General features: G+C 68.2%; 18 protein-coding genes. 2 read left to right on the plus strand and 16 right to left on the minus strand.

All coding sequences use genetic code 11. The features are described 5' to 3' along the window. Positions 1–15 precede the first annotated feature (15 nt). From ACT2FV_RS04505 to tssJ, 16 genes are all read right to left on the minus strand, one after another. On the minus strand, positions 16–1281 hold the full coding sequence (locus tag ACT2FV_RS04505) for a hypothetical protein (RefSeq protein ID WP_444503323.1): 1266 nt from the start codon (positions 1279–1281) through the stop codon (positions 16–18). A 15-nt stretch (positions 1282–1296) separates the two neighbouring features. After that, complete coding sequence (gene tssI / locus ACT2FV_RS04510; RefSeq protein WP_444503324.1) at positions 1297–3501, minus strand: type VI secretion system tip protein TssI/VgrG; 2205 nt, start codon at positions 3499–3501, stop codon at positions 1297–1299. Further along, positions 3498–6170 (minus strand): type VI secretion system ATPase TssH, encoded by a 2673-nt coding sequence (gene tssH, locus ACT2FV_RS04515; protein WP_444503325.1) that lies wholly within the window; start codon positions 6168–6170, stop codon positions 3498–3500. The genes tssI and tssH overlap by 4 nt, the downstream gene beginning before the upstream one ends. Before the next feature lie 12 nt (positions 6171–6182). Then, positions 6183–7307 carry a type VI secretion system baseplate subunit TssG gene (tssG, locus tag ACT2FV_RS04520; protein ID WP_444503326.1) on the minus strand — a complete coding sequence of 375 codons (1125 nt, stop codon included), beginning with the start codon at positions 7305–7307 and terminating at the stop codon, positions 6183–6185. Continuing rightward, positions 7304–9175 carry a type VI secretion system baseplate subunit TssF gene (gene tssF / locus ACT2FV_RS04525; RefSeq protein WP_444503327.1) on the minus strand — a complete coding sequence of 624 codons (1872 nt, stop codon included), beginning with the start codon at positions 9173–9175 and terminating at the stop codon, positions 7304–7306. Before tssF ends, tssG begins: the two co-directional genes overlap by 4 nt. A 4-nt stretch (positions 9176–9179) precedes the next feature. Then, positions 9180–9728, minus strand: coding sequence for a type VI secretion system baseplate subunit TssE (tssE, locus tag ACT2FV_RS04530; RefSeq protein WP_226115127.1), 549 nt, complete (start codon positions 9726–9728; stop codon positions 9180–9182). Between the two features lie 16 nt (positions 9729–9744). After that, positions 9745–10236 carry an Hcp family type VI secretion system effector gene (locus ACT2FV_RS04535; RefSeq protein ID WP_444503328.1) on the minus strand — a complete coding sequence of 164 codons (492 nt, stop codon included), beginning with the start codon at positions 10234–10236 and terminating at the stop codon, positions 9745–9747. Positions 10237–10295: 59 nt separating this feature from the next. Further along, a complete protein-coding gene (gene tssC / locus ACT2FV_RS04540) occupies positions 10296–11813 on the minus strand; it encodes a type VI secretion system contractile sheath large subunit (RefSeq protein ID WP_124624102.1) in 1518 nt (505 codons plus the stop codon). Next, positions 11806–12360: a type VI secretion system contractile sheath small subunit gene (gene tssB, locus ACT2FV_RS04545; protein ID WP_151048542.1), complete on the minus strand. Its 555-nt coding sequence runs from the start codon at positions 12358–12360 to the stop codon at positions 11806–11808. The genes tssC and tssB overlap by 8 nt, the downstream gene beginning before the upstream one ends. A 59-nt stretch (positions 12361–12419) precedes the next feature. After that, positions 12420–13544: a type VI secretion system protein TssA gene (tssA, locus tag ACT2FV_RS04550; protein WP_444503329.1), complete on the minus strand. Its 1125-nt coding sequence runs from the start codon at positions 13542–13544 to the stop codon at positions 12420–12422. After that, complete coding sequence (locus ACT2FV_RS04555; RefSeq protein WP_444503330.1) at positions 13531–15984, minus strand: serine/threonine protein kinase; 2454 nt, start codon at positions 15982–15984, stop codon at positions 13531–13533. The genes tssA and ACT2FV_RS04555 overlap by 14 nt, the downstream gene beginning before the upstream one ends. A 65-nt stretch (positions 15985–16049) precedes the next feature. Then, positions 16050–16745: a type VI secretion system-associated protein TagF gene (gene tagF, locus ACT2FV_RS04560; protein WP_444503331.1), complete on the minus strand. Its 696-nt coding sequence runs from the start codon at positions 16743–16745 to the stop codon at positions 16050–16052. After that, a complete protein-coding gene (tssM, locus tag ACT2FV_RS04565) occupies positions 16727–20356 on the minus strand; it encodes a type VI secretion system membrane subunit TssM (protein ID WP_444503332.1) in 3630 nt (1209 codons plus the stop codon). Before tssM ends, tagF begins: the two co-directional genes overlap by 19 nt. A 1-nt stretch (position 20357) precedes the next feature. After that, positions 20358–21677: a DotU family type VI secretion system protein gene (locus ACT2FV_RS04570; RefSeq protein ID WP_444503333.1), complete on the minus strand. Its 1320-nt coding sequence runs from the start codon at positions 21675–21677 to the stop codon at positions 20358–20360. Between the two features lie 14 nt (positions 21678–21691). Next, a complete protein-coding gene (gene tssK / locus ACT2FV_RS04575; protein ID WP_151047935.1) occupies positions 21692–23074 on the minus strand; it encodes a type VI secretion system baseplate subunit TssK in 1383 nt (460 codons plus the stop codon). Further along, positions 23071–23586 (minus strand): type VI secretion system lipoprotein TssJ, encoded by a 516-nt coding sequence (gene tssJ, locus ACT2FV_RS04580; protein WP_124900828.1) that lies wholly within the window; start codon positions 23584–23586, stop codon positions 23071–23073. Before tssJ ends, tssK begins: the two co-directional genes overlap by 4 nt. A 630-nt stretch (positions 23587–24216) precedes the next feature. Between tssJ and ACT2FV_RS04585 the strand changes: the two genes are divergently transcribed. After that, complete coding sequence (locus tag ACT2FV_RS04585) at positions 24217–24603, plus strand: TssQ family T6SS-associated lipoprotein (RefSeq protein ID WP_151047934.1); 387 nt, start codon at positions 24217–24219, stop codon at positions 24601–24603. A 47-nt stretch (positions 24604–24650) separates the two neighbouring features. Further along, the gene (tagH, locus tag ACT2FV_RS04590) at positions 24651–26069 is read left to right on the plus strand and encodes a type VI secretion system-associated FHA domain protein TagH (RefSeq protein ID WP_151047933.1); all 1419 of its coding nucleotides are present in this window, start codon (positions 24651–24653) and stop codon (positions 26067–26069) included. Positions 26070–26110: the final 41 nt, after the last annotated feature.

Consider the following 26110-nt stretch of genomic DNA (forward strand, 5'->3'; position numbering starts at 1 on the left):
GGTCTCGGCCCCCGCTCAACGCCCACCGCGCAACGCTGCGACTTTCTCGCTCAACGCGTTGCGCCGCTGGTCCTGTACACCCAACTGCGAAACCATCCACTGAACAACCATCGGCAGATTACTGTTAGCCCGCATCGGCTCATCGATCATCAATCCCGCATCGAGCGCATTGAAACCGGCCTCCAGCGCATGCTCGCGCTCCCCCGCCCGCTCCCAGCACACGGCGCTCATGCGCCACGCCTCGACCGTCATCAGCCCGTCCTGAGCGGCCGTAGTCGACGCCGCCGCACGCTCGTAGCAATACGCCGAGTGCGCGTAATCCTTGTGCGTCAGATGCACGCTCGCCTCGCCGAACAACCCGTTCGCAACGAGCTTGTGCCCCGCCGGATGCCCTGCCTCGACCGCGCGCATGCCGCTGCTGGCGGCACTCCGATACGCATCGATCGCCTTCTCCCGATCACGCCACTTCAGATACGCAGCCCCTGCAATCAGATGCACGACAACGCATTGATCGAACCACTGCTTACGCTCCGCGACCTTCAACGCCGCTGCACGCAATTCCTCCAGTCGAGCAGGATTACCGCCTTCGATCATCTCGGTCAGCATCACGAAATGCCGTCGAAACTCGCCGCTCGGCCCGCGCTCGCCCGATTCCGCAAGCAATTCGCGCGGCACGCTGGCCATCGAATACTTGCCGTGCACGACGCGCACCGCGGCGCGATGCCGTTGCATCAACGCCGCAAACGGCGCGATATCGATACGCGGCACGACAAAACGCACGCGCTCGGCAAGCCGCGGTGCGACCGAGATGATCGACAGCAAATCGTCGATCCATCGCACCCATGCCGCGTCATCCCGCACTTTCGCCGGTTCCAGCACGAATACCATCGCCGGAAAAACGTCCGGATGGTGCTGCATCAGGCTGTCGGCAACCGCGAACAGATACAGCAAGGGATTCTTGCCATCGTCGTACGGCGCTTGCCAATCGGCCCGCACCCCATGCGCATCGGACCCTTCACGCCGGCTGTCGTAGAACGCAATAAGCTCGTCCGTCAGCGCCTTTGCGTACTCCGCTTCATTGGCGAACGACGCGCGCATCGTCCTGACCGCACACGACGTCTCGTCCTGAACCTGAAAATAGAGCCGCACAAGCTCCGCATCCGTCTCGTCGGTCTGCCAGATCATCAATCGCGCATCCTGCTCTTTTGCGAAACTCATCCAGTCCGTATGCGCGTCCATGAACCTGCGCTCCACCGGATTGGTCGGCTGCCAGTTCTGCATTCGTGCGAACCTCCGTCACGGATTCAGTTTCAGGATCGTCCCTTCGACCGTATGCTCGACCGACGCAGAAGACGTCACCTTCTTGCTGTTCACGGTATGGCTTTCGGTGCCGGCCGACGCGATGTTGACGCCCTGGATCGTGATCGTGCCGTCACGCTTCATCACGATGCTGGACATCCCGCAGACGAGCGAAAGCTGATCGCCGGCGTTGACGAGCATCTGGTGCTGCACGTTCGTCGTATGGTTCTCGCCGACGTTGACGGTGTGCTCACCGCCGACCGTGTGCGTATGGGCGTTGGCAATCGTCGATGTACGTGCACCGATTTCCTCGGTATGCGACGACGCAACCAGCGTCTTCATGTCCTGCGACGTCGTTTGATACATCTGTCCGACATTCAGCGTCTTGCCTTCGCCGATCGTTTCAGTCTTGGCTTTCGCAACCGTCTCGGTATGTATTCCACCAATGGTCGCGTCGCGATTCGCAGCGATCGTCACGGTTTCGTTCTTGCCGACCGTTCGCGTCCGGTTCCCCCCCACCCCATGCGTCTCGTCCACCCCGATCTGCGCGACCCGGGTGTGCCCGATATTCACTGTCTCGTTCTGCCCGACGCTCCTTTGCCGGTTGTTCTTCACCTGCATCGTCTCGTCGTTCCCGACGGTGTGCGTATGGTTGTTCCCGACGGAAAGCGAATGATCGAGTTCGGTCTCGGCGTCGAAATTGCGCTCGGCATGCATCCACAGCTGCTCCGCGCCCTTCTTGTCCTCGAACCGGAATGCGTTGGCATGGTCGGTCGTCCCGCCCGGCGACGACCTTGACAGCATCCCGCTCTGCGTCGCGCTGCCCGGCAATCCCCACGGCGGCATCTTCTCGCCGTTGTAGACCCGCCCCGTCACGATCGGCTCATCCGGATCGCCGTTGAGAAAATCGACGACAACCTCATCGCCGACACGTGGAATCTGCACGCCACCGAAGCCACCCCCAGCCCAAGGACTCGACACTCGCACCCAGCATGACGAATCCTGATTGCTCTGCCCGTATCGGTCCCACCGGAACTGCAACTTCACCCGCCCATACTGATCGGTCCAGATTTCCTCCCCCGGCGGCCCGACCACGGTAGCCGTCTGCGGCCCGTTCGTCCGCGGCCGCGGCGTTTCACGCGGCGACCGATAAGGCAGGCTCGACGGCTGCACGAGCATCATCGTCTGATGCACCACAGCCTCCGCGCCCTGATCGCTCGCATACGCGTTCTCCTGGAAACGGTACCGACACCGCACGATCAGGTACTCGCGGTTCTGATCGGCACGCGGGCAATGCGCTAGCGTGAACAGATAGCCCGGCGCGGCGCCGCGCACGTCGGTATCAGCATTTGCCCGCTCATGTTCGGCCTGCTGCTCCTCGAGCCGAACGCGGCTGTAATGCGCACCAGGCGCATCGTCGCGATACCCGCCCGGCCATTCGAAAGACGCAAAACTGTCGTGATCATGCCCACGCGGATCGACCTTCTGCGCGGAAAGATCGGCGCGCGGCTTCGTATAGTCGTAGTCGGTGGTCTGGTGCTTGCCGACGCTCACCTCCTGCGCGGGCAGCCAGCCGTCGATGTGCTCCTCGTCGGCGATCGCGGTGCGATCCTGCGCGATGTACGGGATCGTTTCGTAGCCGGGCAACGCGACGTGGGACGACATCGCGTCGCACAGCACGAGCGTGTGATTGTCCGCCGCGTGCCGGAAATAAAAATAGATGCCCTCGAACTCCATCAATCGCATCACGAACGCGGCGTCGGTCTCGTTGTATTGCACGCAGAACTCACGCGGCACGTACGCATCGGTCAGCTTGTTTTCGATGGGGAAGCCGTAAGGCGCCAGCACTTCCTGCACGATGTCGGGCACGGTGCGGTTCTGGAAGATCCGGCAGTCCGAGCGGCGCGTCGCAAGCCACAGCCACGGCCGCACGACGAGCTCGTAGCCATAGTGCCGCTCGGCACGCCGGCCGGCCAGCGTCGCGCGCGCGACGATCCCGTTCAGATAGCGCGTCGACAGGTCCTGCTGCTCGATCCGCACGGTCACGGGCTTGCCGAGCATGTCCTTCAGCGACAGGCTGTGGCTGTCAGCCAGCGCCTCGATCCGGAATTCGAACAGGCGGCCGAGTTCGTCGCTGCCATCGAGCGTGTGGAACTTCAGGTCGTCGCCGTGCGGGCTGTCGATTGTGAATACGCGATTCACGTCGTTCCCTCCTCGTCGAACCGGTAAGCGAATTCGCCGCCGGCGGCGCTCACCTCGATCGACGTCAGCGCACGGCCTTCGAGGGTGGCCTCGAGGATCGCGCGGCCGATTCGCGGCATCACGGTATGCGTGAGAATCGCGTCGACCATCCGGCCGCCGGATTCGATCGTCCGGCAGCGTTCGACGATCAGCGCGGTCGCCGAATCAGTGCATCGCAGCCGGATTCCGTGATGCAGGTCGATCCGCTTCTCGAAGCGCCGCAACTGCAACTCGACGATGCGCGCGAGCGTTGCATCGGTCAGCGGGTAGTACGGCACGACGGTCAGCCGGCCGAGCAGCGCGGCGGGGAACACGTCTAGCAGCGGCGCGCGCAGCGCATCGGCGAGCGTCTGCATGTCGGGCAGGCGCTCGGGGTCGCGGCACAGCTGCATCACGCGATCGGCGCCGACGTTCGAGGTCAGCAGGATCACCGTATGCCGGAAGTCGATGTCGCGCCCCTCGCCATCTTCCATCCAGCCCTTGTCGAACACCTGGAAGAAAATCTCGTGCACGTCGCGATGCGCCTTCTCGATCTCGTCGAGCAGCACGACGCTGTACGGACGCCGCCGCACGGCCTCGGTAAGCACCCCGCCCTGTCCGTAGCCGACGTAGCCGGGCGGCGCGCCCTTCAGCGTCGATACCGTGTGCGCTTCCTGGAACTCGCTCATGTTGATCGTGATCGCGTTGCGCTCACCGCCATACAGCGTGTCGGCCAGCGCGAGCGCAGTCTCGGTCTTGCCGACGCCGGACGGCCCGCACAGCAGGAACACGCCGTGTGGTTTGGTCGGGTCGTCGAGCTTCGCACGCGCGGTCTGAATCCGTTCGGCGATCAGTTCGACCGCATGGTGCTGCCCGACCACACGTTCGCCGAGCGTCTCGGCGAGCTTGAGCACGGCTTGCGTCTCGTCGCGCACCATCCGGCCGAGCGGAATGCCGGTCCAGTCGGCGACGACGGCGGCGACCGCATGCGTGTCGACGGCGGGCAGCACGAGCGGTGCGTCGCCCTGCATCTCGGCGAGCGCCTGCTGCGTGGCTGCGAGGCGCGACAGGACATCGACGCGTGCGTCGCTCGTGAGCTCGCGCGACGACTCGTCGTCGAGCAGCGCGGCACGCGATTCGACGATCGAGTTCAATGCGTCGCGCTCGGCTTGCCAGCGCGTGTCGAGCCGATCGAGCTCCGTCTGCACGGTGGCAAGCTCGGCATCGATCGCGTCGCGCCGTGCGGTGTCGCCGCTGCCGAGCGCGCACTCGCGCGCGATCCGTTCCCGCTCGACGTGCAGGCCGTCGATGCGCCGTCGCGCGTCCTCGATCGGCGCGGGCACCGCGTGCTGGCTGACGGCGACGCGCGCGCAGGCCGTGTCGAGCAAGCTGATCGCCTTGTCCGGCAACTGCCGAGCCGGGATATACCGATGCGACAACGTGACGGCGGCCTGCAGCGCGTCGTCGAGCACCAGCACGCGATGGTGGGCTTCGAGCTTCGCGGCGAGACCGCGCAGCATCGTCACGGCGGCGGCCTCCTCGGGCTCGAGAACATGCACGAGCTGGAAGCGCCGCGTCAGCGCGGGATCCTTCTCGATGTACTGCTTGTACTCGGACCACGTGGTCGCGCCGATCGTGCGCAGCAGGCCCCGCGCGAGTGCCGGTTTCAGCAGGTTCGCGGCGTCGCCGGTGCCGGCCGCCCCGCCCGCGCCGACAAGCGTATGGACTTCGTCGACGAAGAGGATCGCGGGCCGCTCGGACGACATCGCTTCGTCGATCACGCCACGCAGGCGGCTCTCGAATTCGCCCTTCACGCTCGCGCCAGCCTGAAGCAGCCCGATGTCGAGCAGGTACAGCGCGACGTCTCGCAGAGACGGCGGCACGTCGCCGGCGGCGATGCGCAGCGCGAAGCCTTCCGCGACGGCGGTCTTGCCGACACCGGCCTCGCCGACCAGCAGCGGGTTGTTCTGCCGGCGCCGCAGCAGGATGTCGACGATCTGGCGGATCTCCGCGTCGCGCCCGACGACGGGGTCGATCTCGCCTGCCCGTGCACGGGCGGTCAGGTCGACGGCGAAGCGCGCCAGGGCCGAGCCTTCCGCTGCTGGCATACCGCGCGTCGCGGCGTCGCCGGAGCCGGTGCCCGAGCCCGAATCGGCACGCGCAGCCGGTTGCGCCTCGGGCGAGCCGTCGACGATCGATGCGAGTTCGTCGGCGAGCACGTCGGGCACGATGCGCTCGAACTCGCGTGCGATCGCGTACAGCACGTTGCGCAACTGCGGCGTTTTCAGGATCGCGAGCAGCAGGACCGCGCCGCGAATCCGCGTCGCGTCGTATTTCAAGGTCGCATAGACCCATGCGCGCTCGACCGCGTCGTCGATGTGCACGGACAGGTCCGACACCGATCCCGCGCCGCGCGGCAGCCGATCGAGCGACGCGACGAGGCCGCGCTCGATCGCGGCCTCGTCGATCTCGAACCGGCGCAGCACGCGCTGCAGGTCGCCGTCGGGCCGCTGCAGGAGCTGCTTGAACCAGTGCGCGAGTTCCACGTACGGATTGCCGCGTAGTCTGCAGAATCCGGTCGCCTGCTCGAGCGTCTCGTAGAGGAGCGGATCGAGCTTTCCGAACAGGTTGACGCGGCCGATATCGGACATGACGGTTCCCGTTTAGGCGGTTTCGCGATGAAGGACGGCGCCGGTGCGCGGCGGGCCGCCACGGCGTGCGTCGTAACGGACGACGAGATCGCGCGCGGGGCCCGCGTCGAGCCGTTGCCCGAGCCACGCGGTACGGCCGAGGCCCTGCGACGCGCCGAGCGCGATCGCCGGCACCGCGTCAGCCGCCAGTTCGAGCTGAACGTCCCAGTCGAACTCGATGCCGACGTATTCGCGCACCCAGTGCGCGAGCTGCCGTGCGTGCGGGCCGCCCGGCAGGAAGCGCCGGTACGCGTCGAGCGACAGCGGTCCGAGCACGATCCGGAAATGCGACTGCGCGTCGCGCACCGCGATGCCGAGCGCGACGCCGCCGACGCGCAGGGTCGGCCGCGTCGCACGGATCACGCAGCGCTGCGAGCGTTCGATCGCGACCCAGCGCGACACGTGCTCGACGATGCGCGCGTCGACGCCGAAATGGCGCCGCAGGATCTGCACGAGCCCTTCCGGGTTGCGCGTGTGCCGTACGAGATGACCCGCGTGGAAATAAAGCGCATGCGGCGCGAGCGTGTCGGCGGCCGTGCGTTCCGCATCGGGATGCCCTGGCTGCCCTTCGCCATGCGCGGCGCGCCCGATGAGGCTCGCGACATACGCGTCGAACCGAGCGCGCCCGGGACGATCGAGGCTCACCGTCGGTTGCGCGTCGGCCCATGCTCGGTAGAACAGCAGGATCAGCCGGTGATGAAACAGGTCCGCGAACGCGGCGAAGGTCGGGTCGTCGTGCTGGGCTGCGCGCTCGTGCGCGTATTCGGTCAGGTGGGTCGGCAGCGGCCCGTTCGGTCCGAACAACCCGAAACCGTGGATCGCGATGCGCGGCAGCGTGGCGCTGCCGTCGCCATCGTATGCACCGGCCACCATCGACGCCGCGAACGCGAGCGACGGCTGTTGCCCGAGCCGCACCGGTTCGTCGCGCGGCCGCGCGGCATGACCGAGCGGTGCACGGCCGGGCGACAGCGCGTCGAGCCAGCGCAACGCCTGGAACAGGTCGTAACCGTGCGGCGCAGCGCGCAGTCGCGCCCACCATGCGTCGCGGCGTGCGGCTTCGGCGGCCGATCGAGCGCCGGGTGGCGTGCCGTGTTTCATATCGCGGGCCGCCTGCCGATGCGCGCGGGCCAGTGCGCGAGCGTGCCGCGCTGCACGCTGGTCAGCACGCATTCGGCGAACGCATTGATCGATACATGCCGCGCGAAGAACTGTTCGAGCACCGCGCCGAGCAGGAACGGACTGTCGCCGGAGAATGCGTGATCGTCGACGGTCACGTCGACCTGCACGCCGCGCCCGAACATCAGCGGCCCGAGCGCCGGCAGCCGCCGGAACACCGGCGAGAACGCGACGCGCCGCACGCCGTCGATCTGCCGGCGCATCGCGGCATCGGCCGGGTCGGCGTGCAGGCCGAGCAGCTCGCGCAGCGCATGTGCGCCCTCGTCGTCGTCGAGATCGGTCAGCGTCTGCCGGGCGAGCCCGAGATGACGGATGAGCCGCCAGGCCGTCTGCGCGTCGGCGATCGGCGGGCGCGGCCGCGACGGGCCGCGAATCGCGGCGATACGCTCGACGGGCGCCGAGATGCGCAGCGTGAACGTGTTCGCATCGCCTGGCGGCAGCAGCAGCGCGAGATCGCGGTTGGTGCACAGAGTGTCGACGGACAAGTAGCGCATCGACTCGTCGTACGGGGCGCACTGGCTGTCGACGAGCGACACGTAGGTCTCGCTGCCGACGTAGCCGGTGCGCGTGCCGTTCGCGCGTGCCTGCGCGGACACCAGCCGAGGCTCGCGCCGCATCGTGTAGTACGCGCCGTAGTTGCCGTCGTCCCTCGCGAACGACGCATGGAACGGCCGGAATTCGCGCGACTGGCCATCGTCGCGCTGCTCGCTCGCCAGCCGCTGCACGGCATAGACCTCGTGATCGAGCGGCCGGCTGCGGTCGACGACGACATGATGCTCGCGCGCGCCCGGCTGCAACCGGATGCGGTCGCCGCGACGTGCGAAGAGGTTCACAGCCGGTGTGCAGTTCAGCGCCAGATGCCGCGCATCGACGGCCGCCTCGAGCGCGGCGTCGTGGCGGTCGAACAGCACGGTCAGCTCGCATTCGTCGCCGGTGGCGCGCGCGAGCGCGGCGCGCAGCCCGCCGACGCTGAAGAACAGGAAGCGCGCCGGAAACGCGAAATACTCGCGCAGCAGCCGGTAGCCGTGGAAGCTGCGCCCGTCGTCGGGCAGGATCGCCTGCGACGGATCGAAACCCTCGTGGACGATCGCATCGGCGTCGAGCGTGTGCAGCCAGCGCGGCGGCTGCCCCGGGTCGTGGCAGACGACGCCGAGCGCATGCGCGGCGATCAGTTCGAGCAGGTGCAGCGCGTCGCGTTCGGGGCCCGCGAGATGAAAGGTCAGCCGCTCGAGCGGCAGTTGCGACAGCCTGGCGCCGCCGCGCGCCTTGAGCCGGATGCGCAACGCGCCGCGCACGTCCTGGCGTGCCGGTACGGCGCCGCGCGGCAGCCACGACGGCGCGCCGGTGACGGCCGCATCGGTCAGCTCGAGCGGCCACAGCGTCAGGTCGTGCGCGGTACGGAATTCGCATGCGGTCTGCTCGGATGCGGCGGGCCGTGCGCGCAGCGCGGTGCCGGCCGGCAGCCGCCAGCCCTGCGCGAGGCTGCCTTCGTTCAGCATCGGTGTGAACCGCACGATCGCCATCGACGGCAATGGCGCGAGATAGCCCGGATACACGGCGTCCAGCAGCGCCTGGGTGAACCGAGGAAACTCGGCGTCCATCTTCAGCTGCACACGCGCGGTGAGGAAGCTGAAGCCTTCGAGCAGCCGTTCGACGTACGGATCGGGCGGCCCCGACTCGGTGAGCCGCAGCCGCGCGGCGATCTTCGGGAACTGCTGCGCGAATTCGTCGCCGAGCTCGCGCAGGTACGCGAGTTCGCGGTTGTAGTAGTCGAGCAGGCGCGTATCCATCGTGTCAGTTTCCCGCCGCCGACCGCAGCGACATCGCACCCGTCTCGAGATCGAGGTCGGAGCGCAGCACGAATTCGACCGGATGCGGGATCGACCACAGCGTGCCGCGAATCTCGAACAGCAGCACGTTGTGACGCCGTTCGCCGGCGCGCCCGTCCGATGCATCGGCGAGGCTGCGGACCTCGACACTGTCGGGCGCGATGCGCGGCTCGAAGCGCACGATCGCGTCGCGGATCGACGCCTCGACCGACATGCGCTCGACGCCAGACATCGGCTTGCCGACGAGCGGCCGCATCCCGTAGTTGAGCACCGAGGCCTGCGCGTGCGCGAACGCGGCCCAGTCGACGAAGCCGTCCTCGGCGTTGCGTGTATTGAGCAGCCACGCGAGATCGCGCAGCACGGCCGCGCGCAGGCGCTCGGCGCCGATCCCTTGCGTGCCGGGCAGATCGGCCGTGCGCTGCGGCGCGTCGTCGGTCAGCCGGTCGAGCAGCGCGGGCTGCAGCCGGTCGCGCATGCCGCCGTGCCGGCCGGCGCGGGCTTGCGGGTCGTCCATCGTCATCGCTCCGCCGTCACATCTCGATGTTTTCCTTGATGTTCCAGCCGACCGACACCTCGGCGCCCTTGCCGCCGTTGTCGTTCTGCTGCCAGTACTGCTTCTTCACCTTTGCGGCCTGGAAGCCGTAATGCATCATCAGACGGTCGGCAGCGTCTCCCGGATCGATGCCCGCGACCTGCGCGGACGTGACGAGCACTTCCTGCAGCGTCACGCGCATGAACTCGATCTGCGAGCCGCCGGTCTTGCACGCGGAGATCTCGACCTTGAGCAAGTGCTTGCCGCTCGCGCAGTTCTTGATGATCGCGGGCGCACCCTTGTCCATGTACGCGGCCACGACGAGATCGTTGAAGCTCGCCTTGCCCGCATTGCCGCCGCTGCCGCTCGCCATCGCGCCCGGCTGGCTCGCGCCCCACGTGAACGACTCGATGTCGGTCCAGCCCTTGTGCTGCGCGTCCGCCGATTCGCCGGTCACGCCGTCCACCTTCATAAACATAGCCACGCCCATTGCCGTCTCCGTTTCGGTGCGAAATCAGGTTGAATGCCGGGTTGAGTGCCCCTTGCCGCTCACTCGTTCGCCGCCTTCGCGGACGGCAGCCGCGAGATCAGCCGCAGCGACACGGTGAGCCCTTCGAGCTGGTAGTGCGGTCGCAGGAAGAATTTCGACGTGTAGTAGCCGGGGTTGTCCTCGACCTCGTCGACGACCACCTGCGCGGCCGCCAGCGGCTTGCGCGCCTTGGTCTCCTGAGACGAGTTCACGGGGTCGCCGTCGACGTAGTTCATGATCCAGTCGTTAAGCCAGCGCTCCATGTCGTCGCGCTCGCGGAACGAGCCGATCTTGTCGCGCACGATGCATTTCAGGTAGTGCGCGAAGCGGCAGCACGCGAACAGGTAAGGCAGGCGGCCGGACAATCGCGCGTTCGCGGTCGCGTCGGGGTCGTGATACTCGGCCGGCTGGTACAGCGACTGCGCGCCGATGAACGCCGCGAAATCCGAGTTCTTCCGGTGCACGAACGGCATGAAGCCGTTCTTCGCGAGCTCGGCCTCGCGGCGGTCGCTGATGGCGATCTCGGTCGGGCATTTCTGGTCGATGCCGCCGTCGTCGGTCGGGAACGTGTGGCTCGGCAGCCCTTCGACCGCCCCGCCCGACTCGACGCCGCGAATCGACGAGCACCAGCCGTACAGCTTGAACGAGCGGTTGATGTTCGCGGCCATCGCGTAAGCCGAGTTCGCCCACGTGTAGCGGTCGTGATTCGCGGCGTCGGTGTCTTCCTCGAAGTCGAATTCGTCGACCGGATTGGTGCGCGCGCCATACGGCAGCCGCGCGAGAAAACGCGGCATCGCGAGGCCGACGTAACGCGAATCCTCCGACTGCCGCAGGCTGCGCCAGCCCGCGTATTCGGTGTTCTGGAAGATCTTGGTCAGGTCGCGCGGGTTCGACAGCTCCTGCCACGAATCCATCTGCATCAGTTCCGGCGACGCGCCCGCGATGAACGGCGCATGCGCGGCCGCCGCGATCTTCGACAGCTCGCCGAGCATCTCGACGTCCGGCGGGCTGTGATTGAAGTAGAAGTCGCCGACCAGGCAGCCGAACGGCTCGCCGCCGAACTGACCGTATTCCTCTTCGTAGATCTTGCGGAACAGCGGGCTCTGGTCCCACGCGACGCCCTTGTAGCGCTTGAGCATCCGTGCGACCTCGTTGCGCGACGCCGGCAAGGCCTTGATCTTCAGCAGCTCGTCGGTCTCGGTGTGCGTGACGAGGTAATGCAGGCCGCGCCATGCACCTTCGAGCGTCTGGAATTCGTCGTGATGCAGGATCTGGTTGATCTGCTCGGACAGCTTCCGGTCGATCTCCGCGATGATCTGCTTCACGCTGCCGTATGCGTCGGTCGTCATGCCGACCGTATGTTCGAGCGCCTGCTGCGCGAGCGTGCGCACCGCGCGCTCGACCGACTCTCGCGCCTCGGCGGTCTTCGGCTTGAACTCCTTCTGCAGCAGCGCGGCGAACTCGCCGTGCGCGACGGCCGGCTGCGCGGCGTCGCGGGTGTCGCGTACATCTGCGCGGGACTGGACGGGGTCATTCATCGCGGGCCTCCGGTTGGGTCGCGTCGCCGGCGTGCGCGTCGGCGCGCGGTTCGCGCACGAGCGTCTTCAGCAGGTCGGGATCGTTGATCGCGCGCTCGATCAGCTGCTCGGCGCCGTGCTTGCCGTCCATGTACGACAGCAGGTTCGACAGCTCGGTGCGCGCATCCAGCAGCCGGCGCAGCGCGTCGACGTTGCGCGCGATCGCCGCCGGCGAGAAATCGTCGATCTGCTCGAACGTCATGTCGACGTTGAGCATCCCTTCGCCCGTCAGCGTGTTCGGCACCTGGAACGCGACGCGCGGCGCGACCGACTTCATCCGCTCGTCGAAGTTGTCGACGTCGATCTCGAGGAACTTGCGCTCCGGTAAATCCGGCAGCGGCTCGGCACGCTTGCCCGCCAGGTCCGCGATGACGCCCATCACGAACGGCAGCTGCACCTTGCGCTCGGCGCCGTAGGTCTCGACGTCGTACTCGATCTGCACGCGCGGCGCCCGATTGCGCGCGATGAACTTCTGTCCGCTGCCTGTCGCCTTGGTTCTGTCCGTCATCGTCCGCTCCTTCACATCGATCAGATTGCGTGTACGTTGCCGCCGCGGGGCGGCTTGCCTCATTCGCTCCGTTCGCCGCTCAGCATGTCCAGCTTCGGCAGGCTCTCCGGCGCGAGGTCCCGGATGATTTCGTAGAAGTCGAGCGCGAGCAGCCGCTGCGCGCGGCGCAGCAGCAGCGGCGCCGGGTGGCTCGGCTCGTGCAGTTCGAAATAGCGGCACATCTTGTCGAGGCCGAGCCGCACGTCGTCACGGCTCGCGACCTCGGCATCGCGCCAGGCCTGTCCGTTCGGCACCGTGGCCGGCGCGGACGCGGCGTTCGCGGCGCCTGGTGCGGCCGGCGTTGCCGGAATCGAACCGTCCACCGGCCCTGCCGCTTGCACCGGTGCCGGCTCCGGCATTTCGCGCACGATGCGTTGCAACGCCTTTTCCGTGTCGCTCGCATCGGGCGACCATTCGCTGCCGAGCCGGTCCGTGACGCGCGCGCGGATCGCGTCCAGCGCACCCAGCACCGCGCGCACGGCGTCGATCGGCACGCGGCCGTCGTCGCGTGCGGTCGACAGCGCGGCGACCAGGCCGTCGCGCCTGCCTGCCGACGGGCCGCCCGTTTCGTCGCGGCCGTCGAGCGCGCGTTCGGCGTCGCGCACGCTCGGGCCCCCGTCGAACAGCGGCTGACGCCGCGCCGCGCGCGCGCATTCGTGCGCGCCGGCGACGTCGGCGAGCGCGTTCATCCGCGGTGTCGGATCCTGTTCGCCGTCGGCGTCCAGGCGCGGGTGCAGGTCGTCCCACCAGCGCTCGATCAGGCCGGCGACGACAGCGAGCCCGTCCGCGTAGCCCGGAATGCCGTGCTGCTCGGTCCAGCTGCGCGCGAGATGCGCGGCGACACGCAAGTCCTTCGTCCGCTCGCTCAGCGCGAGCGCAAGGCGCTCGACCGCTCGCCAGTCGGGCGTCTCGGCGGGAATCACGGTGTCGCCGTATTGCTGCTCGGCGCGCGGCGTCGCCCGCTCCTGAAGCTGCAGGAAATCCGCGTCGTATTCGAGGTTCGGGCCGCACGGGGCTTCCGGCGAGAGGTCCGCCAGCAGCCGGCCGATCAGCTCGGCGCGCGGCGTCGCCGCCGGCAGGCCGGGTGACGGCGAGGACAATGCGGCAGCGGCCAGCGCCGCCTGGCTGACGTCATTCGAATGCATAGTCGATGTTGACCGGTTTGCTGCCGAAGTCGATCGCCACGGTGCGGTGCAACGGCGGCAGCGAGCCGTTGCGGATCTCGATCTGATAGACACCCGGTGTCAGCGACACCGAGCGCAGCGGCGGGCTCGCGCCGCGCCGTGCGCCGTTCACGTACACGTCGCCCCACGGGCGCACGTTGAAGCGCACCTGAACGGTTTCCTGCTTCGGCGGGCGCTGCTCGGCGGCCGATGCGTTGATCGCGGCGACGGCCGTCGCCGCTTCCGATGGCGATGCCGACGCGGGTACCGGTGCGCTCGACGGCGATGCAGCGGCCTCCGACGGCGGCACGTTGACGATGCGCTCCGATGCGTCGAGGCTGCCGGCCGGTGCGATGGTCGCGCTCGAACCGGCTTGCGACGGCGTGGCGCCCGCGATGTTCGTGGCGGGCGTGGCGACCTGCGGCGCGGGAACGGCAGCCCCCGCGGCGGGCGTGCTGGCGGGCGCGGCGGCGAGCGTTGGCGGCGGCACCTGCGCGGACGATCCGCCCGGCATACTCGACGGCGGCACGACGATCGGCGTCGGGCCGTGCTGCGCGAGCATCGCGTCCGATGCGCCGGCCGAGGACGCGACGCCGGCCAGCGGCTGGCTGGCGCCCGCTTCCGGTTCGCTGGCGACTTTCGCGGGACGCGACAGATAGGTCGCGGCGATGCCAACGACGATCAGTGCTGCCAGCGCGCCACCCACGTAGGTCTGCGTGCGCCGGTTGCCCGCTGCGATGAACGATGGGCGGCGCGGCGGGCGGGTCGGCGGCGATGCACCCGGCGAGGACATGGATGTGCCAGCAGCGCCAGCAGCGCCAGCAGCGCCAGCAGCGCCAGCAGCGCCAGCAGCGCCAGCAATCGGCACTGCCGTTCCGTTCAGGTTCCCGATATCCGTTGCACGGCCCTGCCCGCTGTCCGCCACGGCGCTTGCCGATCGCATGCCGGCGTCGCCATGCGCTTCGGTCTTCGAAGTCGACCGTTCGTCGTCCAACGCTTCCTTTGCACGCGCCTCATCATTTTCACGTTCGCCGGATCGCCCCGTTTTCGCGGAGGGCGACACCGCCTGCGATACGGATGACGAAGCAGTTGAAGAAACGGACGAAGCCGGCGAAGCCTGCGCTCCCGCAGCAGCAGCCGACGCCGGCGACGCCAGCGCTCCCGCAGCAGCAGCCGACGCCAACGACCCGCCATCTCCCGGCTTGTCGCCAGCCCCGGCGGATGCAGTGGACGGCGTATCGGAAGTGCTCGGCTGGCCTTCCGCCCGCTCAGGCTGCGACGACCGCACATCCGTCGTTGCGTCGTCCGATGCCGTCCCGCGTTCATCGGCCGACGCCGCAGCAGCAACCCCGGCCGACGTTTTTCCCGTCGCAGCAGACGCACCCGACACACCGGAGGCCACCTTCCCAGCTCCGCCTCCCCCGGCATCGGCCGCCGGCGGCACAACGGCCGCACCATACCCGCCGCCCGTCGGGTCGAGATCGCGCAACCCGAGTTCCGCCGCGAACGCCGCGACCGACTCCGGCCGATCGGGGATCCGCAACTGCAACGCGTGATCGATCGCCGCCAGGAACGCCGGGCTGTACACCTCGCCGGCCGGCAACTCGCGCGACGCGAGCGGCCGGTACGTGTCCTTGATGCTGCGCACGACGGCCGCGGGCGGCAGTTCACCGGTGATCAACGCGTGCATCACCGCGCCGAGCGCGTAGAGATCCGTCCACGGCCCCTGGCTGAATGCGGGATCGTCGGTGTACTGCTCGATCGGCGCGTAGCCGGGCTTGATCATCATCGCGCCGTCGTCGACGAGATCGCCGATCCGCTTGCGCGCCGCGCCGAAATCGAGCAGGATCGCGCTGCCGTTCGGGCGGATCAGCACGTTGTCGAGCGCGACGTCGCGATGGAAGCACTGCGCGCGATGCAGCGTGTCGAGCGCGCCGAGCAGCGCGCCGACGATGTTGCGCAATTGCGTCTCGCTCATCCGCACACCGCCGTCGAGCAGCTGCTTGAGCGTGCGCCCCTCGTAGAACGGCATCACCATGTACGCGGTGCCGTGGCTCTCCCAGAAGTGCAGCACCTTCACGAGCCCCGGATGGTCGAATTGCGCGAGCAGGCGCGCCTCGTTGAGGAACGCGCCGCGTCCCGCGTCGAACGCCTGGGCGAACCGCTCGGAGCGCAGCGACACCGTGTAGTCGCCGCCGCGCGTCGCGAGCATGGACGGCATGTATTCCTTGATCGCGACCGCGCGCCGCAACGTGCGATCGAACGCGCGATAGACGATGCCGAAACCGCCGATGCCCAGCACCTCGTCGAGCTGCAGCTCGCCCAGGCGATGACCGAGCGGCAGCGGCCGCACCGTGAATTCGGGTGCGTCGCCGCGGGTCGCCGTGTCGTGCTCGTTGTCTCTCGATGAAGGGTCCTTCATGTCTACCTCGCGATACCGCATCCGTATTGCCTGCGTTGCCTGCCTCCGACCGCCGACCGGCACCGTCAGCTACCGCCGAACAGCGTCAGGAACAGCGCGTTGTCGGGCGCGCCCGTATGCGCATGCGTGCGCAGCGGCGAGCCGTCGGCGCGATTGGTCCACCAGAAGCTCGTCCCGCCGTGCGGATCGAAATAGCCGGACAGCCCGGGCCATGCGGCGAGCGCCGGCCGCTCCGGCAGCGACGCCGGGATCGCGTCGACCACGTCCGCCGTCAGCCCGTCGCCCGGTGCGAGCCGAACGCGGTCGAGCGTCTCCTCGAGGTCGACCGGCGCGCGCGCATGCCGGATCGCGTCGAGCAGCGCATGGCCGATCTGCCAGTAGAACGCGTCGGCCGCGTCCGGCAGCCCGTTCCAGTAATCGGCCGTCGGCATCGGCAGCGCGACGATCACCGGGTAGTAACGCCCGACACGGTCGCAGCTCGGCGCGAGGCAGCCTGCCTGTACGCACGACGCGCCGGCGCCCGCCGGCACCAGGAAATTCCAGACCGGCGCGACCGTGTAGTGGCGCGCGATCTCGTCCGGGCCGCGTTGGCGCATCGCGGCCATCCCCTGCTGCAGCCAGCGTTCCCACCACTGCGCGAGCGCATGCGGCAGCCGGCTGTTCACGAAGTCGCCGGCGCCGGGAATCTTTCCGTACCAGGCCGGGGCGTCGCCATCGGCGCGCGTGAGCGGCGGGAGGCGGCTCATTGCTTCGGAGGGCATGTAAAGGACTCCATCTGGGGCAGCCGGAACGGATTGCGGACACTGCCCGCATTCACCTGCAGCACGAGCGGTTTGCCGTCGACGGTGAAGCGCGCGATCATCTGGTCCGAACCCCGCCCGGCCGACACGGCGGCGCGGTCGAACAGCCGGTGCAGCGCCCACGGCCCGTCGGTCGTGAAGCCGTCGGTCGCGCCGGCCTGCCCCGACACCTGCAAGCGGACCTGGTTGCTGCCGCGCGTGCCCGGCCAGTCCACCGCGCTCTGCACGAGCGGCCCGTGCGCATAACGGACGATCTGGCCGTCGACGTCGAGCACCATCTCCGTGAGCGACGGATCCATTTCGAGCGGCTGGATCTGCACCTTCAGTTGCGCGGTGCGTGCGCCGCCGCCGAAGTAGACGTCGCGGATCACCGCGGCTTTCTCGAACGACGAAAGCATCGCGGCCGCCGCCGGATCGGCATCCGCATTGCGGTTCGCGAAACGCCACGGGCGCGACGTCGTATCGACGATCGACTGCAGGTTCTTCTGGAAGAAATCGTCCATCAGGCCGCCCGGCGCGAACATCTGCGCGAAATCCGCCGGTGCGACGTCGCGCGACGATCCGCGCGCGAACGGATAGCGGCCCGCGATCGCCTGCCGGCAGAAATCGCCGACGTTCGCGCCGGCCCGCTGCGCGACGCTGCGCTGCTCGACGGTCGCGACGCTGCCGTTCGCGACGTTCGACAGGTCGTCGAGCACGTCGCGGAATGGCGTGGGCAGCCGCCCGGCTTGCGCGCGCAGCCGCGCGGGCGCGTCGGACGGCGGCGGCTGGGCGCCGCTGCGCAGCGCATCGTCGGTGGCTGTCAGGTACGTATAGAGCGCGTCGATCGACTTCAGCACCGCGTCGAACGCCTGCGCCTGGTCGCCGCTGCCCGGCGCGAACGCGCGCAGCCCGGCGAAGTGGTTGTCGACCACCTGCTCGGGGCTCGCGGGCGCCGCGGCTGACGGATTCGCGTCGCTCGCGCCCTGCCCCGCGAAGATCTGCGACAGCGAACTGCGCGCCTCGTCGACCTTGTCCTGCGCGCGCGACGCGAGATTCCGACCGCCGCCCGGCGCATCGCCGAGCGCCGTGTCGCGCGCGAGCGCGATCATCAGCCGGGTGAGCGGCGAATCCGCCGACGACAGCGCGCGCGCGACCTGGATGCTCTGCCCGAGCGTCGCCGTGCGCTGCAGCTTGATGTCGGCGAGATAGTCGTCCCAGATCTTCAGATAGTCGTTCAGGTACAGCTGGCGGATGTCGCGCGCCCATGCGGCGGCGTCGTTCGGCCCGGGGATCTCGGACAGCCCGAGATTCAGCACCCACACTTCCTCGCGCCCGTATGCGTCGACCTCGCCTGCGAGGCGCGGCGCGAACACGTTCCGGTAGCCGTTGCGCGTATACAGGCCCGGCACGCCTTCCGACAGCGGCTTGCCGCTCTGGCGGCGGAACACGAGCGACGCGTCGGGCCCCACCGCGCGCGCGACGCTGAAATCGAACGCGGACGTCGCCGGCCGCAGCGTGCGCGTGAGCTGGCGATATAGCCGCTGCGAGAACGGCACCTGCCGCAGCCGGTCGCGTACGTCGGCCACCAGCCGCTCGTTCATCGGATACGGCGACACGGCCACCCGGTTGCCGAACAGCGCGGCGAGATGCGCGCGCAGCGCCGAGCGTTCGGCCGGCGAGAAATCGGGCGGCAGCGAGCGCTCCATTTCCAGGTCGACGACGGCCTGCACGAACGCGGGATCGTAGTGCGCGCTGTCGTACAGCATCAGGTAGGCCTTCAGCGCCGCATACGCATAGTCGGTTTCGTCCGGCCGTGCATCGCTCAGCGCGGCCTCCATCCGGCGCGCGGCAATCGGCAGCAGCACGTCGTCGAGCGCGCGCCGGTACACGACGTCGACGGCCTCGTCGATCTTCTCGCCCTGAAAGAGCCCCCAGCGGTACGCGAGCGGCGGATGCGAGCGGTCGACGCCGCCGGCATTCGCGAGCCCGCCGAGCGCATCGAGCACCGGCAGCAGCCGCGCGATGTCGGCCGCATCCGAGAACTTCGCGCCGGCGATCTGCGCATCGACGGCGGGCACCTGCTGCGCGATCCGGTCGAGATACGCGCGATTGTTCGCGTAGCTGCGCAGCCAGGCAGCCAGCACGACCACGCTCACGACCGCGAGGAGCGCATAGCCGGCGATCTGCAACACGCGCCGCTTCTGATGCCAGCGCAGGTCGCTGCCGGCGAGCGCGGCTTCGCAGAAGATGTGTTCCTGCAGCAGCGACTTCAAAAAGAAACTGCGCCCGGTCGAGCCGACCTGGGCAACCGGCGGCATGCCCTCGATCTTCAGGAAGCGCTTGATGCCGCTCATCACGCGGTCGAACGCGGTGCCTTCCTGTGTGCCGCTCGTCAGGTACACGCCACGCAGCATCGGCATCGGCTCGAAGCTCGACACGGAAAACACTTCGGCGACGAACTGGCCGAGCATGTCCTGCAAGTCGGCGACCTGCTGCGGCAGCAGGTACGCCATCTCGCGCTGGCGCGCATCGGTCTGCGTCGCAAGCAACTCGGGCAGCCCGTCGTTCAGCCGCTGATGCAGCAGCCGGTATTCGCGGTCGAACGCGGCACGCAGGTCGAAGCCCGGCGCCTCGCTCTGCGCGAGCGGGAACGTGAAACCCCACACCTGCGCGCATTCCGCGCGGCCGAGGCCGCCGAAATATTCGGCGAAGCCGGCCAGCAGGTCGGCCTTCGTCACGAGCAGGTAGACGGGAAACCGGATGCCGAGCTGGGCGCGCAGCTCGAGCAGCCGCTTGCGCAGCACCATTGCGTGCTGCGTGCGCTCGGCTTCCGACGCGCCGACCAGGTCGGCGACGCTGATCGTCAACATGGCGCCATTCAGCGGCTGGCGCGTGCGGTACTTCTTCAGCAGCTCGACGAAGCCTTTCCACTCGGCTTCGTCGAGTGCGCGATTGCCTTCGTGGGTGGTGTAGCGGCCGGCCGTGTCGATCAGCACCGCGTCGTTCGTGAACCACCAGTCGCAGTGTCGGGTCCCGCCCACGCCGCGAATCGCGGCACGGCCGAACTGCTCGGCGAGCGGAAAACTGAGCCCGGAATTGACGAGCGCGGTCGTCTTGCCCGAGCCCGGCGCGCCGATGAACACGTACCACGGAAGCTGGTACAGATACTGGCGCGACATCCGGTCGAACCAACGCGCCAGCCCCTTGCGCGCGGTGTCCGCCTGCCCGAAGCGGACTTTCTTCAGCAGCGCCGCGGCCTCGTCGAAGCGGCTGCGCAGCTCATCGAGCTGGGCCTTGGCCGGATCGTCGGCGTTGGCCGGCCCGGGCGCGGCCTCGCGCAACTGGTTCAGCAATTGCGCGTTCAGGCGGCTCGCGTGCCAGCTTCGCCACGCCACGCGTGCGCCCCACGCGGCGAACAGCACCGCGATCGTCGCCGCGCGCACCCAGCCGCTCTCGAGCGGCCGGATCTCGGCGAACGCAAACAGCGGCCCGGCGAGCCACACGAAACACGCGAGCACGACGAGACCGACGAAGGACCAGATCTCCCGCGACGGCAACGGCCGGATAAAACGCGCGACAGCCTGGTTCATGTCAGTGCGCTCCCTGCGTCGCGCCGACGGCGGCACTGCCGGGCGCCGGCAGCAGCGTGATCTCGACGCGCCGGTTCAGCGCGCGGTTCGCGGGCGTATCGTTCGGCGCGACCGGATCGAGCGTGCCGCGCCCCTCGGCCGCGAGTCGCTCCGGACGGTCGAGGCGCGCGGCGATCATGCCGCGCACGGCCTCGGCGCGCTCGCGCGACAGGTCCCAGTTCGACGCGAAGCGTGCCGTATGCACCGGCGTGTCGTCGGTATAGCCGGTCACGCGCACGTTGCCGGGAACCTGGTTCAGCGCATCCGCGACGCGTGCGAGCACTGGCGCGTAACGGTCGATCACCGACGTCGAGCCGGACTTGAACAGCCCGTCGCCGCGCAGCACGATCACGCTGCGATCCGCGTCGTCGCGCACCGCCACGAGGTCGGCTGCGATCTCGGGCGCCAGGAACTTCGCGACGCGCGGCGCCGGCGCCGGGCGCGGCGGAGCCTGAGCAGGCTGAAGCTTCGGTACGTGCAGCGCATCGATCGACGCGAACAGCCGGTCCGAATGCCCGGCCAGCGCGATGCGCAGCCCGACGAACACGCCGAAGCCGATCAGCAGCGCGAGCGCCACGCAGACCCATAGCGGCACGACGAAGCGACGCGAAACGTCACGCGTGACGACGTCGCGCCAGTGCGGCGACAGCGCGGGATCGAATTCACCGCGCATCGAGCGGATCGTGTGGGCCAGTTGCCAGCGCAGCGCGTCGAGCTCCGCATGACCGTTGTCGAGCACCCGATAGCGGCCTTCGAAGCCGAGCGCGAGACAGAAATACAGCAGCTCCAGCAGGTCGAGGTGCTGGCGCGGCTGCTGGGACAGGCGTTCGAGCAGGTGGAAGAACTTCTCGCCGCCCCAGGTTTCGTTGTGAAACGACACGAGCAGGCTGTGCGACGACCACACGCTGCCGCCCCAGGGCGTCAGCGCGGCTGCTTCGTCGAGCGCCGTGCACAGGCAGTAGCGCGCGCCGATGATCGCCTCCGACGGCACGCCGGCTTCCTGCGCGCGCGCCTCGAACTGACGGATCTCGACGACGAGATGCTCGCGCAGCCACGCCGGGTTCGGATGATGGACGGTCGAACGGATCTGCGGCACGAGATTGAGCAGCGGGTTGGCGGCCGCGACGAGCGGGTTCGTGCCGCTCGCGGCCCAGCGGCCGGGGCGCGGCTGCGTGGCGGTCGGCCCCGCCGCACCGGACGCGGCCGGCGGATGCATGCCGCCCGGATTCGGCGGCACGAATCCGCCTGCGCCGGCGGAAATCGAATCGGAGGAAGAATTCATCGCGCTGCCCGCCCTCACCCGCGAATCGCCCAGAACTCCATCGAGAGCCCCGGAAATTCGCCGGCGAAATGAAATGCGAGACCGCCGGAGCGCGCCAGCTGCTTCCAGAGGTCGCTGCCCTTGTCGATCTCGAAGTACGTATGACCCGCGTGGTACGGGATCTGCCGCGGCGCGACCGGCAACTGGCGCATCGTGATGCCCGGCAGCTGCAACTGCACCAGGTCGCGGATCCGCTCGACCGGGCCGAGCTTTGCCTGCGCGGGAAACCGCGCGCGCAGGCTGTCGGCCGGCACGTCCGCGCGCACGGCCAGCACGAAGCCGGCCGTGTCGCGCAGCGCGGGATCGGCGAGCGTCGCGACCCGGATGCCGTTGCCCGCGTCGTGCAGCTCGATCTGGATCGCGTTTTGCTCGAGCACCGTCGACAGCGACCGGCGCAGCTCCGTCATCAATTCGGCGAAGCTCGTGCGCAGGTCGTCGTGTACGTAGACGGCGAGCGATTGCGGGCGCCGGCCGGCCGCCGTGAACGTGCTGAGGTCGCATGCGAGCTTCAGCCAGTCGCGGAACAGCGCCTCCGGATGCGTCGCGACGTCCTGCTGCGCGTGCCAGGTCAACGCCAGATAGCGGTTCACGAGTTGCAGCAGCAGGAAATCCGCGACTTCCGATACGCCACCGCGCCCCGGCTCCGACAGGCGCTCGGCCAGCGCGTCGCTGCGCTGCGTGAGCAGTCCGTGCAGCTCGCGCGTGTACGCGAGCAACGCCGCATCGCGCTGCGCGACCAGGCGCGGCGGAATGTAGCCGTCGTCGACGAGCAGCCGCGCGTCGGTGCGTCGCTCGACGATCCGCACGACGCCGAGCGCATGCCAGTCGCCGGTCAGCTCGGAGTCGAGCATCAGCCGGACGTTCAGGCGCCCCGTTTGCAGCAGTGCGGGCCCGAGCGCGACCGCGTTCGCATCGGCCACTTCGTATTCGCGCACGACGTAGCGCGCGACGTCCGCACCGCCGCTGCCGCCAGCGTCCGCGCCGAACGACACCTCCTCGCCGCCGCCGCGCCACAACGGCAGCGCGAGCACGACGAGCTGGTCCTTCGCATCGGCCGGCACGTCGAGCGGCTCGGGCAGATCGTCGGGATGCGACAGATCGAACGGCGTGCCGTCGCGCATCACGCCCGCCGCCGCGCGTAGCGCGACCTTGCCGAGCGCGAGCTGCTCGCGGTCGATCTCGAGCGTGTCGAAGCCCCAGTAGAACCCCTGCAGCGGCAGGCAGCGCAGCGCGACGTACCGTTCCCAGTGCCGTTCGAGCTGCTGGAAATGCTGCGGCCGAAGGAACATCCCTTCGGTCCACACCACGCGCTGGCGCAGAGCGGCGACGGGCGTCGCGGACATCGTCGGTTCAGTCATGGGCGCCCCCGCGTGTCGTTCAGCGCGAGACCGCCGTTCCTGACCGCGATCGACAGCTTCAGCTCGCCGGGCGACGTCTGCCAGAACTTGTATACGTTGAGCTGCTTCGCGCGCGGCAGCGGCACCGTCAGGCGCCAGCGGTTCTTGTCGAGCATCCGGTATTCGGCGATCACGCCGATCGCGCCGGCTTCGACGTTGCCGCGGTAATGCAGCGTGCGCGACTCGCCCGGGCGCAGGATCACGCGGTCGGTGCCGAGGAGGTCCGCGCCGAGGATGTTCTCTGGCTTGTCCTGGAGCGAGAAGAAGTCGGCGCCGTCGAACGCGGACGCCGCGCGCAGCTGGAACACCTTCAGCACGATCGGCGAAGGTTTGCGGTTGAAGTCCGGATTGACGTCGGGCGCCACGTCGACCGTGATCGCATACGGCACCGCGGCGGCACGCTCGGTGGCGCCGCATCCGGGCAACAGCAATGCACATCCCAATACGATGAACCCGCTCGACCGCCAGCGCATATTTCATCCTCGCAGCGCAATAATTCCCCCGTCGATTTCCGTACGCGAAATCGACACCTCGAATTAAAAGGGGACAATTAATTGACCGGTAATTATGTGGCTTGCATATCCTTCCGCTCAAATTTCATTCGGCAATTTATTCTTGTAAAAAGCCGGGTCAAATCGCCAATTACGGGACGGGATCAAGATCGGGGAAATGACGATGAATTGAATTGATTTCGGTCATTTTTAAAAGGCGCGTTAATTCGACCGGTTCGCCACGGCGGCCCGGTTCTATTGCATGGACACTGGCCGCATGGACGCTGAACCCAAGCCTGACGGCCGTCGGCGGCGGGTGGTTACGCCCTGCGGGTCGTGTCACGCTGTTTGCGTTGCCCGAACGGAGGGCCGGCTTTTCCGATCATTGACCTGCGCCGGGCAAACAACTGACGAATCCCAAAAGCACAGCGAACTATAGAATCGATTTTATGGATTAACAAGTCGAAAACCCGGAATCGATTTGAGCGATAACTCGAACGCAATTTCCAAAATGAAACAAAACGTAACGGCGACATCACCCGCCTTGATTGGCACTAGAATCCAACAGCGCTTGTGCGCCACCTTCCAATAACGCAAACATTTCATTTCAGAATGAAAGGCCATTCATCGATCGTGATTTTCCTCGGCGCCTTGTTGCTGGGAATCGGCGGGTGCGGTACGTCCCCTACGCAGTCGGCGGCGCGCGCCGCGGTCGACAGCGCGCGCGCGGCGTATGGCGCGGGCGACTACGGACGCACGATCGCGATCCTGAGCCGGGCGAAGGAGATCGACGGGGCCGATACCGACACGCAGGTCTCCGCTCACAAGTTGCTCGCGTTCAGCTATTGCGTGACGAACCGCGTCGCGCAGTGCCGCGCCGAATTCTCGAAGATTCTCGACCTCAACCCGCGCTTCGACTTGTCCCCCGCCGAGAAGGGACATCCGGTCTGGGGGCCCGCGTTCGAGTTCGCGCGCCGCAGACATGCGTCGTCATCCTGACCGAACCGGATTCCCCGCGAGCGTTTCCTTACCGAGCGACGTATGACATGCAACTGATCGTGATCGAACATGCCGGCGAGCCGGTCGAAAGCGACTCCTACGACGCCGTCGTGTTCCACCCGCCCGGCGGCACCATCGGCCGGGCGACCGACAACCATCTCGTGCTGCGCGACGACACCCGGCAGATTTCCCGGCTGCAGGCCCTGCTGCAGGTCGGTGACGATGCGTGCCTGCTGAAGAACCTGAGCAGCGTGTCGACGATCGAGGTGAATCGCGAGCCCGTCGGCTATGCACAGGAGCGCCCGCTCAATACCGGCGACATCATCCGCATCGGACCGTACGTGCTGCGTGCCGAGCGTGACGACGGACATGAGGCGCCGGTCGTCGACATGCCCACCGCCTCCAGCGCGAGCGCCGACCTGCGGCGCACGCCGGAAACCGCCGCACACGCACACGTCGACGCTAAGACGACCGGCAACCGGTTGTGGGGCCTGCTGCAGGATCGCCTCGCTCCGCGCGGCAAGGCGGCGGACACAGGCACGCGATCCGGCACGTCAGCGCGCAGGGAGGCGGCGCAGCCCGCGAACCGCGCCACGCCGACCGCGCCATCGGCGCCATCGCAACGCGACCTGAATCAGCTGTCGACCGACCCGCTCGACTTGTTTGTACAGTCGTCGCCCGATATCGGCGAATCGGGATCGGCGTCACCGTCCGGACGCGGCAATGCGGATCGCGGCGCGTCGTCCGCGACGCAAGCCGACCATGCGCCCGAGTGGACGCAGCACGTGCGTGTGCAACCGGCGACGGCGCATGCCGAGCCACGTCCCGCCGACGAGCCTGCACCGCAGGCGAACCGCGCGCCGACGCCCGATGAATTACTGAACGCGTTCTTCGAAGGCGCCGGCCTCGATACCGCCGCCGAGTCGCATCAATGGTCGGCCGAGCAGCTGTACATCGCGGGGCAGTTGCTCGCGCTGTTCGCGAACGGCACGGTCGAGCTGCTGTCGTCGCGCAGCATTCTGAAGCGGGAGGTGAAGGCGCATATGACGATGCTGCTCGATCGCGAGAACAATCCGCTGAAGCTGCTGCCCGACGGCGGCGCCGTGCTGCGCCAGATGTTCGGGCTGCCGCTGCCGGGCTTCATGTCGCCGCAGAGCGCGGTCAGCGACGCGTTCCAGGATCTGCACGCGCACCAGATCGGCATGGTCGCCGGCATGCGCGCCGCGCTGATGGATCTGCTGACGCGCTTTTCGCCGCAACGTCTGCGCGAGCGCGACGATGCGATGCGCTGGTACGAGAAGCGCGTGCCCGCGCTGTACAAGGCGAGGATGTGGGACCGCTACGCGGCGACGCATCGCGACACGGTGTTCGCGATCGAAGACGATTTCGCGTCGGTATTCGGCAAGGCGTTTCTCGCCGCGTACGACGCGGAGGTGGAAAGCTATCGCGGCAGCAGCCGGCATTGAGCGTCGTATGTCCCGTGCTCGACGGGAACGACCGCCACTCC

Origin of the sequence: Burkholderia sp. PR2 (assembly GCF_052372875.1) — a bacterium.
Classification (GTDB): Bacteria; Pseudomonadota; Gammaproteobacteria; order Burkholderiales; family Burkholderiaceae; genus Burkholderia; species Burkholderia diffusa.

What these genes read in the sequence shown, in the direction of transcription:
- tssA (WP_444503329.1), bottom strand. Translation starts at nt 13,544, where the DNA reads ATGCATTCGAATGACGTCAGCCAGGCGGCGCTGGCCGCTGCCGCATTG.
- tssB (WP_151048542.1), bottom strand. Translation starts at nt 12,360, where the DNA reads ATGACGGACAGAACCAAGGCGACAGGCAGCGGACAGAAGTTCATCGCG.
- ACT2FV_RS04505 (WP_444503323.1), bottom strand. Translation starts at nt 1,281, where the DNA reads ATGCAGAACTGGCAGCCGACCAATCCGGTGGAGCGCAGGTTCATGGAC.
- tssM (WP_444503332.1), bottom strand. Translation starts at nt 20,356, where the DNA reads ATGAACCAGGCTGTCGCGCGTTTTATCCGGCCGTTGCCGTCGCGGGAG.
- ACT2FV_RS04555 (WP_444503330.1), bottom strand. Translation starts at nt 15,984, where the DNA reads ATGAAGGACCCTTCATCGAGAGACAACGAGCACGACACGGCGACCCGC.
- tssK (WP_151047935.1), bottom strand. Translation starts at nt 23,074, where the DNA reads ATGACTGAACCGACGATGTCCGCGACGCCCGTCGCCGCTCTGCGCCAG.
- ACT2FV_RS04585 (WP_151047934.1), top strand. Translation starts at nt 24,217, where the DNA reads ATGAAAGGCCATTCATCGATCGTGATTTTCCTCGGCGCCTTGTTGCTG.
- tagH (WP_151047933.1), top strand. Translation starts at nt 24,651, where the DNA reads ATGCAACTGATCGTGATCGAACATGCCGGCGAGCCGGTCGAAAGCGAC.
- tssJ (WP_124900828.1), bottom strand. Translation starts at nt 23,586, where the DNA reads ATGCGCTGGCGGTCGAGCGGGTTCATCGTATTGGGATGTGCATTGCTG.
- ACT2FV_RS04570 (WP_444503333.1), bottom strand. Translation starts at nt 21,677, where the DNA reads ATGAATTCTTCCTCCGATTCGATTTCCGCCGGCGCAGGCGGATTCGTG.
- tagF (WP_444503331.1), bottom strand. Translation starts at nt 16,745, where the DNA reads ATGCCCTCCGAAGCAATGAGCCGCCTCCCGCCGCTCACGCGCGCCGAT.
- tssG (WP_444503326.1), bottom strand. Translation starts at nt 7,307, where the DNA reads ATGAAACACGGCACGCCACCCGGCGCTCGATCGGCCGCCGAAGCCGCA.
- tssF (WP_444503327.1), bottom strand. Translation starts at nt 9,175, where the DNA reads ATGGATACGCGCCTGCTCGACTACTACAACCGCGAACTCGCGTACCTG.
- tssC (WP_124624102.1), bottom strand. Translation starts at nt 11,813, where the DNA reads ATGAATGACCCCGTCCAGTCCCGCGCAGATGTACGCGACACCCGCGAC.
- tssE (WP_226115127.1), bottom strand. Translation starts at nt 9,728, where the DNA reads ATGGACGACCCGCAAGCCCGCGCCGGCCGGCACGGCGGCATGCGCGAC.
- tssH (WP_444503325.1), bottom strand. Translation starts at nt 6,170, where the DNA reads ATGTCCGATATCGGCCGCGTCAACCTGTTCGGAAAGCTCGATCCGCTC.
- ACT2FV_RS04535 (WP_444503328.1), bottom strand. Translation starts at nt 10,236, where the DNA reads ATGGGCGTGGCTATGTTTATGAAGGTGGACGGCGTGACCGGCGAATCG.